At 42.5% G+C, this 16769-nt stretch carries 14 protein-coding genes and 1 tRNA gene; 6 read left to right on the top strand and 9 right to left on the bottom strand.

Annotated elements, in window-relative coordinates; translation table 11 throughout:
- Positions 1-85 precede the first annotated feature (85 nt).
- Complete coding sequence (locus tag ZYMOP_RS06990; protein WP_013934625.1) at positions 86-2701, top strand: M1 family metallopeptidase; 2616 nt, start codon at positions 86-88, stop codon at positions 2699-2701.
- Between the two features lie 79 nt (positions 2702-2780).
- On the opposite strand, the gene ZYMOP_RS06985 is transcribed toward ZYMOP_RS06990, so the two are convergent.
- The 5 genes from ZYMOP_RS06985 to ZYMOP_RS06960 form a co-directional block, all read right to left on the bottom strand.
- Complete coding sequence (locus ZYMOP_RS06985; RefSeq protein ID WP_013934624.1) at positions 2781-3809, bottom strand: DUF475 domain-containing protein; 1029 nt, start codon at positions 3807-3809, stop codon at positions 2781-2783.
- Between the two features lie 189 nt (positions 3810-3998).
- Positions 3999-4403, bottom strand: a complete 405-nt coding sequence (locus ZYMOP_RS06975; RefSeq protein WP_013934623.1) for a putative quinol monooxygenase — start codon at positions 4401-4403, stop codon at positions 3999-4001.
- A 59-nt stretch (positions 4404-4462) separates the two neighbouring features.
- Positions 4463-4867 (bottom strand): putative quinol monooxygenase, encoded by a 405-nt coding sequence (locus ZYMOP_RS06970; protein WP_013934622.1) that lies wholly within the window; start codon positions 4865-4867, stop codon positions 4463-4465.
- A gap of 80 nt (positions 4868-4947) precedes the next feature.
- Positions 4948-5256: a putative quinol monooxygenase gene (locus ZYMOP_RS06965; RefSeq protein ID WP_013934621.1), complete on the bottom strand. Its 309-nt coding sequence runs from the start codon at positions 5254-5256 to the stop codon at positions 4948-4950.
- Positions 5257-5418: 162 nt separating this feature from the next.
- Positions 5419-6543 carry a mechanosensitive ion channel family protein gene (locus ZYMOP_RS06960; RefSeq protein WP_013934620.1) on the bottom strand — a complete coding sequence of 375 codons (1125 nt, stop codon included), beginning with the start codon at positions 6541-6543 and terminating at the stop codon, positions 5419-5421.
- Between the two features lie 309 nt (positions 6544-6852).
- Here ZYMOP_RS06960 and ZYMOP_RS06955 point away from each other — a divergent pair, with 309 nt between their 5' ends.
- Positions 6853-7746, top strand: a complete 894-nt coding sequence (locus tag ZYMOP_RS06955; RefSeq protein ID WP_158498505.1) for a hypothetical protein — start codon at positions 6853-6855, stop codon at positions 7744-7746.
- A 70-nt stretch (positions 7747-7816) separates the two neighbouring features.
- Here the strand turns inward: ZYMOP_RS06955 and ZYMOP_RS06950 are convergent, their stop codons facing one another.
- Together ZYMOP_RS06950 and ZYMOP_RS06945 are read right to left on the bottom strand one after the other, a co-directional pair.
- A complete protein-coding gene (locus tag ZYMOP_RS06950; RefSeq protein WP_013934618.1) occupies positions 7817-8053 on the bottom strand; it encodes a hypothetical protein in 237 nt (78 codons plus the stop codon).
- Between the two features lie 367 nt (positions 8054-8420).
- Positions 8421-10184 carry a hypothetical protein gene (locus tag ZYMOP_RS06945; protein WP_013934617.1) on the bottom strand — a complete coding sequence of 588 codons (1764 nt, stop codon included), beginning with the start codon at positions 10182-10184 and terminating at the stop codon, positions 8421-8423.
- A gap of 213 nt (positions 10185-10397) precedes the next feature.
- Between ZYMOP_RS06945 and ZYMOP_RS06940 the strand changes: the two genes are divergently transcribed.
- Complete coding sequence (locus ZYMOP_RS06940; RefSeq protein WP_013934616.1) at positions 10398-12179, top strand: ABC transporter transmembrane domain-containing protein; 1782 nt, start codon at positions 10398-10400, stop codon at positions 12177-12179.
- A 134-nt stretch (positions 12180-12313) separates the two neighbouring features.
- Positions 12314-13777: an ArnT family glycosyltransferase gene (locus ZYMOP_RS06935; RefSeq protein WP_013934615.1), complete on the top strand. Its 1464-nt coding sequence runs from the start codon at positions 12314-12316 to the stop codon at positions 13775-13777.
- Positions 13778-13932: 155 nt separating this feature from the next.
- On the opposite strand, the gene ZYMOP_RS06930 is transcribed toward ZYMOP_RS06935, so the two are convergent.
- Both ZYMOP_RS06930 and ZYMOP_RS06925 read right to left on the bottom strand, forming a co-directional pair.
- Positions 13933-14008, bottom strand: a tRNA-Ala gene (locus ZYMOP_RS06930).
- Positions 14009-14087: 79 nt separating this feature from the next.
- Positions 14088-14411, bottom strand: coding sequence for a TIGR02300 family protein (locus ZYMOP_RS06925; RefSeq protein ID WP_013934614.1), 324 nt, complete (start codon positions 14409-14411; stop codon positions 14088-14090).
- A gap of 269 nt (positions 14412-14680) precedes the next feature.
- Here ZYMOP_RS06925 and aroA point away from each other — a divergent pair, with 269 nt between their 5' ends.
- Together aroA and cmk are read left to right on the top strand one after the other, a co-directional pair.
- Positions 14681-16042 (top strand): 3-phosphoshikimate 1-carboxyvinyltransferase, encoded by a 1362-nt coding sequence (aroA, locus tag ZYMOP_RS06920; protein ID WP_013934613.1) that lies wholly within the window; start codon positions 14681-14683, stop codon positions 16040-16042.
- Positions 16039-16671: a (d)CMP kinase gene (gene cmk / locus ZYMOP_RS06915; protein WP_013934612.1), complete on the top strand. Its 633-nt coding sequence runs from the start codon at positions 16039-16041 to the stop codon at positions 16669-16671. Before aroA ends, cmk begins: the two co-directional genes overlap by 4 nt.
- Positions 16672-16769: the final 98 nt, after the last annotated feature.

Below are 16769 nucleotides of genomic sequence, written 5' to 3'. Positions count from 1 at the left end.
TGCTGATTTTAATTTAAGATATTATTGAATTGTACTTTAATAATATTTAGATTTTCTAATAAATTAAGTTTTCGAAGGTCATTTAATGTTTAAGAAAAACCATTTAAAATCCTTTCTTCAACATGCGCCATTACTTTTATTACCAGCCTTGGCGACATCAGCTTTTGCCCAATCTGAAGGACGGTTGCCAGAAGGTACAAAGCCACTTCATTATGAAATTTCAGTAGCGCCTAACGCCAAGGATCTAAATTTTACCGGTCGTGAAACCATCACCGTGGATGTTCAAAACCCGGAACAACAGATCACCCTTAATTCAGCAGACCTGACTATCAATGGCATTAAGCTGGATGGTCAAACTGTAAATTGGAAATTAGAGCCTGCGGCGCAACAACTTCTTATTAATGCCCCCAATAATGGTATATCCGTAGGCCAGCATCAATTGGTTATCGACTATCGGGGTAAAATCAACCAGTCGGCGGCAGGTCTATTTGCCGTTGATTATCAAGATAGCGCGGGCCCGCAACGAATGCTGGTTACTCAGTTTGAACCGGCAGATGCCCGTCATTTCGCACCGATGTGGGATCAACCAGATGCCAAAGCAACCTTTACGATGGCGGTTACGGCGCCTTCTGATGAGTTAGCTTTTTCGAATATGCCTGTTGTGGCAACTGAAAAAAATGGCAAAGACTTAATTACGACCCGTTTTGCTGAAACGCCCAAAATGTCGAGCTATCTATTGTTCTTGGGGGTAGGTAAACTTGATCGAAAGACAGTAAAAGTCGGCAATACGGAAGTCGGTATTATTACCCGTCGGGGTGCTGCCGATCAGGGCGATTACGCCCTGAATGCCGCTTCCCAGATTTTAAATTATTATAACGACTATTTCGGGACGCCTTTTCCTTTACCTAAAATGGATATGATCGCCGTACCGGGTACGTCACAGTTTTTCTCGGCAATGGAGAATTGGGGCGCTATTATGTATTTTGATCGAGCCGTTCTGTTCGATCCAAAACGCAGTCCAGATAGCGCGCATCAGTATATCTTTAATGTAGTTGCCCATGAAATGGCGCATCAGTGGTTTGGTGACCTTGTCACCATGAACTGGTGGGATGATCTGTGGCTTAATGAAGGTTTTGCTTCATGGATGGCCGCAAAAGTTACGGGTGATCTTAACCCCAACTGGAATATCCCTGCCCAGACTGTTGCTTATACGCGCCAAGCAGCCCTTGCCGTTGATGCCAAATCAACGACTCATCCTATTATTCAGCATATTGCTACCGTGGATGAAATTGATCAGGCCTTTGATACAATTACCTATTCTAAAGGTCAGGCTGTTATCGGTATGATTGAAGCGGCGATTGGGCCCGATCGTTTCCGTGATGGTCTTCGTCATTACATGGCTACGTATAAATATACGAATACGACGACAGATAACCTTTGGGGTGCTTTAAGCCAAGCTTCGGCACAGGATGTAAAACGTTTTGCCGATAGCTTTACGTTACAAGGGGGAGTGCCTTTAATCCGTTCCAGTGAGCCAACTATCGCTGGGGGCATTACACGGATCAATCTTTCACAGGATCGTTTTGCTTTAGATCCAGCCTCACATACGCCTCGAGATTGGTTCGTTCCAGTAGCCATGTCGGCGGCCGGGCAGGAAAAACCAGCAGCAACCTTTACGATCAGTGGCCCGTCTTATCAGTCTGTCCATGCTACGATTGATACACTCCCGATCCTTAATCCTGGACAATTCGGCTATTATCGAACGCTTTATGCTCCACAGCATTTTAAAGCGTTAAGTGATAGATTATTGACCTTGCCGCTTTCAGACCAGATCGGCTTTGTCAGCGACAGCATGGCTTTGGCAAGCGGCAATTATCAGTCTCTTGACCGTCATTTGGCACTTTTAGGCCAAATAACGCCGGATGCTGATCCTTTATTATGGAATGTGGTACTGCAACAGCTAGATGGTTTTGATAAACGGCTTGATCGTACCACCCTTCAACCGGCTTATCGAAGCAGAGCTATTGCACTCTTAAAGCCTCAGTTAAATCGTGTTGGATGGGCAGTTACACAGGGTGAATCCACCTCAACAGGTGAATTACGCGAAGATGTTATCCCGTTGTTAGGGCGTTTAGGCGATAAGGATACGATCGTAGAAGCGCGTCGCTATCTGAGCAACGGCCTTGATACGATCCCGCCCTCTATTCGGGAAGCCGTTTTAAATGTTGTTGGCTATAATGCTGATAAAGACATGTGGGACAAGCTGCATGATATGGCGAGATCTGAAAAAGATCCTAATGGAAAATTTCAGCTTTATACGGCCTTAGCAACAGCCAGAAATGACGAACTGGCCAGACGGACACTTGACCTCGCTTTATCTGATGAGGCTAATGTGCCTACACGTGCAGCTTTGATTTCAGCCGTAGCGCGCAATCATCCTGATCTGGCCTTTAACTGGGCAGTAGATCATGGCGATAAGGTTAACGAACTGATTGAAGAAACGGCACGCGCGCGCTTTATTGTCAATTTAGCGATTACCGGTGACAATCCTTCTTTAGCAGCAAGCGTGAATGCTTATGCCCAGAAGTATTTACCAGAACGCTCACGGCAGACAGCACAGCGTGTCTCTAACCAGATATTGTATAACAATGTTCAGCGCACCCTGCTTACCCCTGCTTTACAGCGTTGGGTGGGTGCATAAATAAATAAGGTATTTTAAAATAATAAAAGCCTCGCCCTTTTAAAGGGCGGGGCTTTTTACTGCGTGACGAAATTTAATTTTAATGTTCTAACGGAGACTTTTGATGCTTATGATTGCAGAAAATCGAATAGAGCAGCGCGCTCCCAATAAAAGCGATTCCACTTAAACCGCTAATCACTTCTGGCACCTCGATTTTAACGTTAAGGGCTGTAATAAAAGCCAGAGTAACAATGGCGTAAAAAGCGCCTGCTTCCAGATAGGCATATTGGGAAAGATGCCCTCCCTGTACCAGTGCAACCGTTAAAGAACGCACAAACATTGCCCCGATACCCAAGCCGATAGCAATCAAAACAATATCATTCGTAACAGCAAAAGCCCCAATTACACCATCGAAAGAAAAAGAGGCATCCAGAAATTCAAGATAGATAAAAGTGGCAAGGCCAGCGCCACTTTTGGGACGCCCTATAGCATGTTCTAGTCTTTCTAAAAGAAAGTAAGCGCCCATTCCACACAAAGCAGCGATCCCAAAATGATAGGCATCATCCCAGTTAAAGCATACGATGAAACTACCGAGGATAGCGATCGTAAGCCAATAAGAGATAAAAGGAATGTGATTAAGCTTCATTAAAGGATTCTCGATCCAGCGAATCCATACCGGCTCATGAACCCCTTTGACGAAGAAACTAAGCCCAACCAGCATTAAAAAAGCACTGCCGAAACCGGCAATACTGGCCTGCGCCTGTATCATGACCTGTTCATAAAGAGGATGATTAAATAGAGCGATTTGGGTGGCCTCCCAAGGATTAACCCACGCCGAAAAAGAAACGATTAATAGAGGAAATAGAATCCTCATTCCAAGGACAGCGATCAGCATACCCCATGTCAAAAAATATTTCTGCCATTTAGGACTGAGTGTTTTTAAGACAGAAGCATTAACAACGGCATTATCAAAACTGAATGCTGTTTCTAATATACTTAATAAAAAGGCTAAAAAAGCAGCATTCAAACCGGCAGAAATTTGATGAGCTTGCGAATAATAGCCAAAAACAAAAGCGGTTATTAACCCTAAAAATGTTACGATAAAAGATTCACGGAAGTGTTTTAACATGCCATTATTATCCTGCCCGAAAGAAGTGCTGCCTCTTAAAGGTCTATTGGCAAGATTATGGCCTCAAAAAAAGCCCGTTATCGTTCTTTTCTTCTTTCAAAATGTTAACAAAGGCTTCGGGATTAAAAATATTGCCGCTGTTCACGAAAACAGCGGCAATAAAAGTTGCAAAAATATCGATCTAAAAAACTAGAAGATCGTTTTTACTTTAGCCACGTCGGATTTACCACCGAGAGCCTGGGTTTCCAACAATTTGTTGAAGGCTCTCGTATGGTTAGAGTTGATATGAGTCTGGAAAGCCGCTTCGTTGCGATAAACTTCATAAACAACATAACTGTTGCTTTCGTCAGGATTCGAATAAGGCATGAAGACTACATTGCCTCGTTCAGCGCGAACCTGCATTGCCAAATTCTTCAGTTCTTTACCAACCGTATCATAATATTGTGGCTGGGTGTGCATTGTCGCAATAACCGTTACATAGGCACGGTTATCAGCAATAACTGAAGGCTTAGCCGAAACAGGGGCCATGAAAGCAGAAGTTGCCCCAACTGCGGCTAAACCCAAAGCAGCATATTTATAAAAAGAACGTAACATTATAACCATGTCCTTAAAGTATTATTTTTATTATAAAATGTTTATAAAATTAGGAAAAACTAGAAGATTGTTTTTACCTTGGCCACATCGGATTTACCGCCAAGAGCCTGCGTTTCCAACAATTTGTTGAACGATCTTGTATGGTCAGAGGTAATATGCGTCTGAAAAGCCGCTTCGTTACGATAGACCTCATAAACAACGTAACTGTTGCTTTCATCAGGATTGCTATAAGGCATAAAGACAACATTGCCTTTTTCAGATCTGACCTGCTGAGCCAAAGCCTTCAGCTCTGTGCCAACCGTATTATAATATTGTGGTTGGGTGTGCATTGTCGCAATAACCGTTACATAGGCAGGGTTATCAGCAATAACCGAAGGCTTAGCCGAAACAGGCGCCATGAAAGCAGAGGTCGCCCCAACAGCGGCTAAACCCAAAGCGGCATATTTATAAAAAGAACGTAACATTATAATCCTCGTCCTACTTTTAGTGGGATATTTATTTTAGACCCACTCTATATATTTATACTATCATTACGCATGATATTTTAGAGAATATCACTGACTTCTAATACTTGTGATTTACCACCTTTAGCTGCCGTTTCCAGCATTTTATTAAAGGCTCTCGTATAGTGAGCATTCACATGCTGTAAAAAAGCGGTTTCATTCTGATAGATTTCATAAACAATGTAGCTATGACTTTCAGAAACATTCCGATACGGCATAAAGGTGACATTGCCCGGTTCCGCTCTGACCTGTATGGCCAAATCACTTAGGCCTTTTTCGACTTCATCGTCATACTGAGGTAAAGCATGAATGACAGCGACGACCGTTTTATACTCTTTTTTATTTGGCATTGCTGCACCTATCACATGAATTATTCTGTCAGAGCGACAGGACAAATAACGAATCCTGTCAGCGCCTAAGAAACGCTTATAAAACAGAAAAGTAATTATCATTATTTATAGATTTTTATAATGAAATGTAATTCAAATACTTCTTTTATAAAATGACGCAATTTACTCTGGCGAAGAGAATATCGCTTTATCTGCGTTATAATTATAATTAGTTACTGTTGGATAAGCGAGTACGATCCCTTCCTTTTCCAACCTTTTTAAAATATTGATGCAGGCTTGGGTCCTCGCTGAAAAATAATCATCTGGTACGCCTGACTGGACATCACAAACTATTTCAAAATCGAAAGATGAAGCCCCGATCCCTTTCATACAACTTCGAACAACCTTACAAAGCGTAATTTGGCTTATTTCCTCCCGCAATATCGAAACCAATTTTTCGCATTCGGTCGGCGTAGTTGAGCAGACAACACCAATTTGCAAAGAAAAACGCTGACGTGTTTGTTCACTAAGATTATGCATTTCAAGGTTAACAAGCATATTGTTAGCGACAATAATTTCTTCCCCTGTGCCTGCGCGAATACGGGTCGTTTTAAGACCTATCCTTTCCACTGTTCCACTTGAATCTTTCCAGCTGATAATATCTCCTTTTCTAAAAGGCTGATCAAAAATGATTACTAAGGCCGAAAACAGATCGTCAAAAATACCTTTAGCCGCTAAACCAATAGCGATACCTCCGATCCCCAGACCCGCAATTAAACCAGTGACATTCACGCCTAAATTATCGAGAATGACGATGGCGGCGACAAGGAAAAGCGCCAAGGAAACTAAAAGTTGGATAAGGTTAAGGGCATTATCAAGATTACGGTTAGTATTATTAGCTTGTTCTACCCGATAGGTTATCAATCCCAAGATGAGCTGTCTTGCCCAAATTGCAAATTGTAGCGTACTCGCAATCACCCATAAAAATTGTATGGTCTCGTAAATACGTTCGGAACTACCCGTGTAACTGGTGATTAACCGCAGGGTTAGTATCGCCAAAAAGAAAATATTAGTCCGGCCAACGGCTTCACCGACAATAGTAGTCCATTCACTAAGAAAAGCGCTACGTTTTAAAAAACGCTCTGCCATACGTCTTAAGGTCAAAAGACCAAAAAAGAGCAAGATGCCAATGGTCATAGCGATCAGGAGCTGAATATAATGCTGAGAAAACCACTCCGTTATTTGATGATGCATTAACGCTATTTCTTCTGGTGAAGTCAGCACCCCGTTGTCTGTTTGCTGCGGCATTCTTTTCCCCGAATAAAGAATAAACTGTTAAATCAACTTTTAAGTGATGGAATAATGTCGATAAAAAATAGAATACCACAGGATAAGATAATATTTTTATGAAATGGGTCAGAATGAAACGTTAATTATTTTATCGTTTTTATCCAATATAGCCTTATTCGACATAGGCGGTCCGATAGAAAACCCAAGGAGAAAGCCCCCATGATAGCTGTAGGAAAAAATTATGGTGATAACCGCAGCAAAGAAAAGATACTTATCGGATTTTCTTCTATATCCTTAGCGCTAGCTTCTTTCGCTTTCTTGATCGCGATGCCTCCTGATATTTTATCAAATTGGGAAAATGTCGTAGGGTTAACACGTTTTACGTCATCTACAACACTCTTGGCCCGACTAGCTTTAGCGATTCCCCTAGCGACGATAACAGGAGGGTCTACAGCCCTTATAATGGTGACGCTATTTGCTTATTTCCGCCATCAGATAGAATCTTCCTTGAAAAAAGAAGATCAAACAGAGGATATTTATACACAGACCTATTTTGAGCAGGATTATCGAAATCAGGTTCAAAGCGAGATAGAATTATCCAATATTTTTTATGAAAAAAAAGAATCTGATAAAAGAGCACAATCGCCGATTTCACAGATAAAAGAAAAGCGAATAAATCAAGAAAGCCTTTCGACTTCTCCCTTTTATAAACCAAAGGAAAATCCAGAGGCCGCCGTTATCATTGATGAGAAAAGCGGAGAGTCCCTTTCCTTATCATCAGATACACTTCACAAAAACGCTCAGGCTAAAAATTTAGAAGTTATAGTATTTATTGATAAAAAATCTGAAGTAGATGGAATTCATCTTCAAACAAAAGAAGATATTTCTTCTAAATCCAGAAATAACTATCATGATATAGAAGGCAAAAAAGAAGGAGAGCACCCTATCGATTCAGAAAAAGTTCTTTCTGACGATGTCCAGTCCTCTCCTTCTTCAAAAGAAATAACATCAGAAGAAGACGCCTTATTATTATCTTCCGAGTATATTTTTCAAAAACCGATACAGGATTCTCCCGATCATGTATCGCCCGATCCAGCTTTTGTAAAACTACTGCAATCAGACCGTGATCAAGCCCTTTATCAAGCACTGCATCTTTTAAACGAAATGCGACGGAATGTAACGATCGTGCTTAAAAAACCTAAAAATACACCAATATCATAAATTATAATTTAACATTTTTAACATTATCGATAAAATTGTTAATAATTCTGACATCTAATCTAGGTCATTTTTAGATAGAAACATTGTGATGGGAAAGGATAAACGGAGCATCTCTTTTTTCCCGTCTTAGAAGCGCTCCATGCTGTTCAAGGTAGGTAAGGACGCGACTAAGCGTACGACGACGGGGTTCTCTTCCACGGCGTAAATCCAGCACAAATCGGGGATCATTTAAAGCATCACGACCAAAACGCGTTGGCGTCATACCCGTTGCGCTTAAATATTTTTCAATTTTGCCGAGTAAATACATAGCAATAACTCCTTTTCAAATTTACTGTTTTTAACTCTTTGTTCCCCTTATGTTCTCAATAGTTTCCTACTTGTCCATCGCTTTTCTAAATTTATTCCACCATTTTGAATTTTTTTCTTTTTAGAAGCATATAGTTGCTTAATTTTTAGGGAATCCTTGCCAGAAAAGCCTAAATTTTTAGGATGATAGTAGCGAAAAGATAACAAATAATTAAATTTGACAAAATTTAGACAATTTCTTTGAAAAATTACATTTTTACACCCAAAAAAGCCAAAAGGACACGCTTTTGCGCTTTCACAAAGAGCGCGAATTATTAAAGCAATTTTGTAATTTATTTATATCCGAAATGGATGAAGTTATACAATGCTTAACTGATAATAGTAGGAAGCGAATTATGCATTAGCAGGGGAAGTGCTACATTTTCCTGCACACGGAGTCTTTCGGGTAGTCTACGCCCCGTTTTTGAAAATGCGCGTTCAACAGCGGGTATTTCATATAATTTTACCCAAAAATGCTGCAATTGGGGCGGTCTGACTTCAGAAAATACGCCTGTAGGTTGTAAAACTTTTAAAAGAGAATCGGACTGGAGCGGATTCTGTAAGGCTTGAAGCGTAAAATTAACGGCCTCTTTTGGCTTCCCAGCGCAGAATAAAGCTTCAACCACAGCTTGAGCATTATTTAAATGGCTCTGCACCATCTCGATTGCCATTTGGCCAGCCTGGGCCCTTTGACCCAACTGCATCATGGAGCAAACTGCGCTGCGTTGAAACCAAGCAATTTCTTTAGAGGTTAGAGAAAGGTCAAGATTAGAAAGCATTTTTTCTGAAAGCGTGCGGGCTTCATAATAACGGCCAGATTGATTGAGCCATTCTGCTAATTTGACATCAGCATGCAAAACCTCTGGATTACGAGCAGGGTCGAGCATACTAATTTGTTGCAAACGAAAAATAGGTGCTGAAATTTTTCCAGACGTCGTCAACGCTAACTGAGCATTAGTCGCTGCCACGATTCCTTTTATAGTAATTTCATTACTGTCACTGATGATTTGAAAGGATTCGCCTAGGCGAACTGCGTCTTCAAAACGGCCAGAAAGCGTAAAAGCGTGTATCGATTGATCGATAAAAAGCGGATTGTCTGGCTGATCCGATAAAGCCCTTAGCCAAAAGCTAGAGAATTGAGTAATTTTTTCTTGGCTATGGACTCCAAGATGGCGTTCGATCTCTGGCCAAATAGCCTCATAATCGCGCGATATAGCCATTTCTATCAGACGTTCAGGATCATTGATTTCACTTAGAAAGTCCGCAGCATCTTCCACCTGATGCTTTTTTAAATAAACTGAAATAGCCTTCTTAATAAGAGAATCCCGAACATCGGGGCCCGCTGATATTCCCCAGCTACTATGAACTAATCCAAGAACCAGTTTTTGCCAAAGCGCTTGTCTGTTGGGCGTATTATTCTGATTGAGAATGGCCTGAACCATATCTGTTTCAAAATGATCAACCCTTGCCGGATCCTTATCGGTCAATAAAAGCAAACGTTCTCCAGCCGCGGAAAAGTCATCAGATGCTAATGCTATTAAAATACCAACACTAATAACCGCACCATTTTCGGGCTCAATAGCCTTAATATCTTCATAGGTGGTTGGAATTTGGGTGTCATAGCCCAAGGTAGCCAGACAAGGAATGCGTAGTAATTGAGCAGCGACGCGCTCATGCCCTTTCAAAGAAGGAATGATAGGATCCAGCAACGCCAGTGAAGCCGGACAATTATTCTCATGGGTAAGCTTGGTCGCCTGTTCCATTTTGTCCCGTAGCCGGTCAGGGGATAAAGTGAATGCAATCCTATTAGATTTATCAGAAGGAGGTGTCTGGGAAGAGGTATCATTTCGTAGAGTACTAACCGCCGAACTAGGCGAAACATCAGCAGAGAAAGTCTTACCCGCTATTTCTTCATTGTTTGATGTACCAACAGTTACATCTTTATTCTCTTTTTCTTCTGCTCTATAGTTGATAGCCAATAGCATTTTTAAAGAAGTAGGTTCCTTGGCACTTACAACCGTCGCTATAAAAGGAATTACTGTCCTTATTATAAGAACAGGTACATTGAAAAATAACTTCGATAGAATACGCATCAATGCACCTCAAATATCGGGTCTGACATTCACCACGACTAAAGAAAACGCTTTTAAAGCATCGCGGGTTCATTCATTTTTTTCTTTTGTCAGCAAAAAACGATAACGCACTTGCAATAAAAACGATTTTCAGGCTTTTCGCAAAGAGCCGATTTTAAAGATAGTCTCCATAAATATCTTTATGAGAGGGGCAAACAAAATCAGGAAAGAATTGTGGCGCGTAAAACAGAATCAACGCTGAAAAAAAAGCGAGATCTTAGCCAGTTACGAATGATATGGCAGTTTGCCAGTCGGTATCCGGGATGGATTGTCGCGGCTTTATTCGCCCTTATTCTGTCTTCAACAGCGACTATTTCAATACCCGCTGGGTTTCGATTAGTAATCGACCGTGGCTTCAATGACCATAGCAATAGTGGCGATATAAACCGTTATTTCTGCTACCTATTAGGCATTGTTGTCGTGTTAGCTTTCGCGACAGCAGTGCGCTTTTACTGCGTATCATGGCTCGGCGAACGGGTAATTGCCGATATTAGAACGGCTGTCGACCGTCATTTGATGCGGATGCCGCCCGTCTTTTTTGAGCATAATCGCCCTTCAGAAATTGCCTCGCGTATAACGACCGATACGACCCTTATTGATCAGATTATCAGTTCAACCGTTTCGGTCGCGCTTCGTAATCTTATCACAGGCTTAGGCGGCACACTTTATCTCTTAATGTTAGCGCCCCATCTAACAGCCCTTTTATTGTTAGGGATTCCTGTTGTGGTCGTGCCGATTATTGTTCTTGGACGGCGATTGCAAAAATTGTCCCGCAAGAGTCAAGATCGCATCGCTGATCTAAGCAGCCTTATTATAGAAACGTTGGGCGCTATAAAAGTAGTGCAGGCTTTTGGGCAAGAGACAAGGGAGGCTATCCGTTTTCATCAGGCGGTACAAACGGCTTTTCAGGTCGCAAGAAAGCGCATTACGCTTCGCGCTTTTATGACAGCAATTATTATCCTGTTAATTTTCACAGCGATTATTTTAATCATGTGGCGCGGAACTTTGGACGTTGCTGCGGGTCGAGTATCCGGAGGGACAATTGCTGCCTTTGTTTTAACGGGTGGAGTCGTAGCCGGTGCTTTTGGCGCGTTAAGTGAGGTATATGGGGATTTATTGCGAGGTGCTGGAGCAGCCAGCCGCCTCAATGATTTATTGGCTGAAGAACCGGCTATTTATTCTCCCAAACACCCCAAAAAATTACCGCAATCGGCTGAAGGCACGCTAGATTTTTCCGAAGTATCTTTTTATTATCCCTCTCGCCCTGATAACTATGCGCTTAAGGATTTTAATCTGAAAGTAAAAGCGGGGGAGAGATTGGCCATCATTGGCCCGTCTGGTGCTGGGAAAACAACGCTCTTTCAACTTATTCAACGTTTTTATGACCCAGAATCAGGAAGTATTTCGCTTAATGGCATTGACTTACGAGAGGCTTCTTTAAGTGATCTTCGATCCAAAATAGCCGTTGTTCCCCAAGAGACAGTCATTTTTGCAGCCTCAGCGCGAGATAATCTGCGTTATGGGCGTTGGGATGCCAAGGATGAAGAAATATGGCAGGCTGCCCGCGCAGCCAATGCGGAAGAATTTTTAAAAACTCTTCCCCAAGGGTTAGACAGTTTTCTAGGAGAAGGTGGCGCCCGTCTTTCAGGTGGTCAACGGCAACGTATTGCTATCGCGCGTGCTTTATTACGCGATGCACCTTTATTACTTCTGGATGAGGCAACCTCTGCGCTTGATGCCCAGTCGGAACAAGCTGTACAACAGGCTTTAGAAAAATTGATGAAGGGGCGTACCTCTATTATTATTGCCCATCGACTATCCACTATTCGCTCGGCGGATCGTATCATCGTTATGGACCAAGGCAAAATTGTTGAAGAAGGTACCCATGATCAATTAATAGCCAAAGCGGGTCTTTACGCGCGCCTTGCGCAGTTACAATTCCATAATCTGGCGTAATTCAGATATATTTAATAAAGGCCAAAATAGTTTTATCTCCTTTTAGGAAGGAAAGTCATGTCATTTAGAATGATTAATGCTATGGCTTTTTACTAAAGGGGGCATTGTTCTATTCTAAAATTTAGAGGCCAATTTTGCCTACCGCTCTTAATAATTACCGAACGCTTTCTTCACCCACCCGCTATTTTTCTCTGTGGATTATTATCGGCTGGGGTATTGTCCTTTTTTTATTAAAAAATCGTATCGGTCTTATATTTACGCATATTCCGATTGATTATAACGAAGGATGGAATGCTTATTGGGCAGAACGTGCCATAGGCCTGGTTCAGGCGCCCCTTTATCCCAATCCTCAGAACAGTCTTATTTTTAATAATTATCCCCCACTTTCTTTTTATATTGTAGGCTGGATTGGGTATTTCCTCGGCGATATGGTTTTTGCAGGCCGGATTGTGGCTCTATGTGCATGGTTATTAACGGGTTATTTTATTTTTAGGCTGATTCAGAAAGCTGGGGGCGACAAGATCAGCGCTCACAGCGGCAGTTTATTATTTTTGATATACAGTAGTTATTTTTTTCGTGATTATATCGCAATGGATGATCCGCAATGGTTAGGCCATGCCTTTATGTTAGGTGGCTTAATGTTTTTATTGCCAGCGTCTCAGTTATCACCCTTACGCGTCGTAATAGCCGCCGCGTTGTTTATAATTGGCGGTTTGGTAAAGCATAATTTATTAGCCCTACCCTTTGCTGTTACCTGTTGGCTCTTTCTACGTGATAAAAAATTAGCGCTTTTGTGGGTAACAACCGGCGTGGTCGGCATCCTTCTTTCTATTTTATGCTTTATAACCCTTTATCATAATAATTTTATGCTAGAGGATATCCTTCATCATAAGCGTGTTTTAGAACTAGGTCGTATCCATAAGGCAGTCGGACGGCTGGCCATTTTTTTAACCTTAATCCTTGTTTCCAGTGCGTTTTTTCACTGTAAAGAAAATCGTTATCGAAACAGAGATAACCTACAGATATTATTCGGTATTTTTACGGTCTTATCTCTTATTAATGCGTTCATAGAATCATTGGGAGATGGGGTTTCCTATAATGCTTTTTTTGAAAGTCTAGTGGCGCTTTCGATCACGGTAGGATTAGCGTTATCGCTTTATATTCAAAGCCCTACAGCTTTTTATAAGCTAATTCTCCTGACGCTATTGCCTGTTATAATAATGATCCCTTCCTATTTACCCGGTATTTTAAAAGAAGAGCACCTTATTAAGGCAGAGTCGCCGCAATGGAATGCCTTAATTACGCGTTTAAAAGAAAAAAGAACGCCTGTGATCTGCAATATAGCCGAAATTTGTTATTGGGCAGGAAAAAGTTATCAACTAGATTTTTTTAATTTCCAGCAAGCTATGAGACGAGGGGCATCGAGTCTACCCTTGGAACAAAAGCTCACAGCCTCTCCTCATGTTAGCATAGTAGATATTAAGCTGCCTTTAAAAGCAAAACGGAAAGCGCCGCCGCGTCCTATCTGGCAGATTATTTTAGCCCATCCGCATAAAACAGAAAAATTATCGCCAGATGTTACAGTAATTACACTTTAATAAAATTGGGGAGGTAGGGATCAGGTAATTGTTACCGAGAGTAACCCTGATCCTGAGATCCTATAAGGGTGCATAAGATAGAAAAAGATACAAAAAAAACCGCGTTTAAACGCGGTGTTATCCTTATGGCTTTTTTTTGCCATATTTTTAGAAATTGGTGGAGCCGAGGGGGATCGAACCCCTGACCTTCGCAATGCCATTGCGACGCTCTCCCAGCTGAGCTACGGCCCCAATTTCTGTCCCGCTTTATGTCGGGAGCGCGCTCTCTATAAACGATCTGCGCGCCCCTGCAAGCCTTTATTTTAATTTTTTAATTATTTTCGTCTTCATCTTCTGATGTATTGACGCCAATATCTTCATTTCCGCCTAAATCATCAACATCATCATCCGGTGAAACTTCGTCGCTATCTTCATCCAGATCAAGATCCGCATCTAAATCATCGTCGGGTTTATCGACCTCATCAGATTTTTTCGGCTCTTCAAAAGGTAAAGGCTGTTTTGATTTGAGAATCGGCTCAGGATTCCACTCTGTTCCGCATTCAATGCAGGTAACAGGATCTTCCTTGCCGAGATCGTAAAAACGGGTGCCACATTTCGGGCAAGTCCGCTTGGTGCCCCATTCAGGCTTGATCATGAGCCGTCCTTCCAGAATTTTCGGTAATTGAAAATTTTACGTAAAAAGATTACGCAAAAAATACACGGAAACAGAAGATCGAAAAGAATAATTATCCTGCTCGATCGTTCCATAACAAATTGCGCGGTCAGGACACCTGACCACGATAAGTATCGCGCGCCTTGCCATAGCCTAAGCCGCATGTCAAAAGCCAACGCCGGTTTTTCCGATCCGTTTCGTTATTTTTTCTATAATCTGTCCATTCCGCAACTTTGACATGGGATAAAATGATGACCCGTCCTGCTTCCCCCTGCCCACTTACCAGTCGTACGGCAGCCCCTCTTTCCGGCACTGTGCATGTACCGGGCGATAAATCGATCTCACATCGGGCTTTGATGCTGTCAGCCTTGGCTATAGGGGAAAGCCAGATTGATGGTTTGTTAGAAGGGGAAGATGTCTTGGCTACTGCCGGTGCCATGCGTGCGATGGGAGCTACTATTAAACGTGATAAAAACGGACGGTGGTATGTTCACGGAGTAGGCGTTGGCGGTTTATTAGAGCCAGAGACAGCGCTTGATATGGGTAATTCAGGGACATCGACTCGGCTATTGATGGGTGTGGTAGCCTCTCATCCGATTACAGCAACTTTTATTGGTGATGCGTCTCTTTCAAAAAGACCGATGGGACGAATATCGACGCCCCTTTCCTTGATGGGGGCACGCTTTTCGGGTGCAGAAGGTAATCGTTTACCGATGACGGTTACAGGGCTTTATCCAGCCGTACCTCTCGAATACCGGTTACCGATGGCTTCGGCACAGGTTAAATCAGCGATTTTATTAGCGGGTTTGAATACACCCGGTATCACACGGGTGATTGAACCCATTCCGACTCGGGATCATAGCGAACGGATGCTACGTGGTTTTGGGGCTGATCTCTCTGTTGAAGAAGTAGATGGCGTCCGAATCATCTCGATTCATGGAGAAGCTACTTTAAACCCCCAGCATATTGTCGTGCCGGGCGATCCTTCTTCGGCAGCCTTTCTGGCGGTGGCAGCGCTCATCGTTCCAGGATCGAATATTGTTATTGAAAATGTCGGACTTAATCCGACTCGAGCAGGTATTTATACTATGCTGAAAGCGATGGGGGGCAATATCGAATATCTTAACCCACGCGAAGTAGGCGGAGAGCCCGTCGCCGATATTGCGGTCCGTTATTCGCACTTAAAAGCGATTGAAGTTCCTAAATCCATCGTCCCCTCTATGATCGATGAGTTCCCCATTCTGTTTATTGCAGCGGCTATGGCAGAAGGAAAAAGTACGCTTCTGGGTCTAGGAGAATTGCGAGTTAAGGAATCGGATCGGATTGCCGTTATGGCGGCAGGATTAAAGGCTTTAAGGGTTACTTTAGAAGAAAAAGAAGACGGTTTGATTATCGAAGGACAGGCAGGAAATCTGTTAGGGGAAAAAGAAAAACAGGTAACGGTAGCATCCCATTTAGATCACCGGATAGCCATGAGCTTTGCTGTAGCCGGACTTGTTTCCAAGGGGGGTGTTGAAATAGACGATCGTCGTCCGATTATGACCAGTTTTCCTGTCTTTACTGCGTTATTCAAAGAGCTAGGAGCTGAATTTGAAATGGGAGTATCGGCATGATTATTGCGATAGATGGGCCAGCCGCTTCAGGAAAAGGCACTATTGCCCGTGCTCTCGCCCACCATTATGGCCTGCCTTACCTTGATACAGGTTTGCTGTATCGGGCAGTAGCCGCTTCTCTTTTAGATAAAAAAGGGGATCCAACCCGTGAAGAAGATGCTTTTTTAGCCTGTGACTTTACGGACTCGCTATTATCGGAGTCGAGACTCCGCTCGGAAAAAATCGGGAAAATAGCATCTCAATTGTCAGCTTACCCCAAAGTTAGACAGGCGCTTGTCAAAAGACAGAGAGATTTTGCCGCCCAAAAAGGCGGAGCCATTCTTGATGGGCGAGATATTGCAACCGTCATTATACCAGAAGCTGATGCTAAACTTTTTATTACAGCATCGCCCGAAATTAGGGCAAAAAGGCGCTATGACGAACTAGTAAAAGAAGATCCGCTGCTACGCTATGAAGATATTTTAGACGATATCAAAGCTCGAGATGAAAGAGATTCCAGTCGTTCCATCTCACCTTTAAAACAGGCCCAAGATGCAGACTTGCTCGATTCAAGCTTACTCGGTATAGATAAGGCTATCGAGCGTGCAGTAACGCTTGTAGAAAAACAGATAGAAACGGTACAGAGCTGACGGGGGCGATATTTAAATTATCGGGTCGTCGGGGCTGGCCTTTTTTATGCTGTGGTTATTAAAAAGAATAACAAAGAATCAAGCTGAGGCTTCAATAT

It is taken from the genome of Zymomonas mobilis subsp. pomaceae ATCC 29192, assembly GCF_000218875.1.
Lineage (GTDB): Bacteria > Pseudomonadota > Alphaproteobacteria > Sphingomonadales > Sphingomonadaceae > Zymomonas > Zymomonas pomaceae.
Note: the sequence above shows the minus strand (reverse complement) of the source record. Positions and strands in the feature narration are given on the sequence as shown.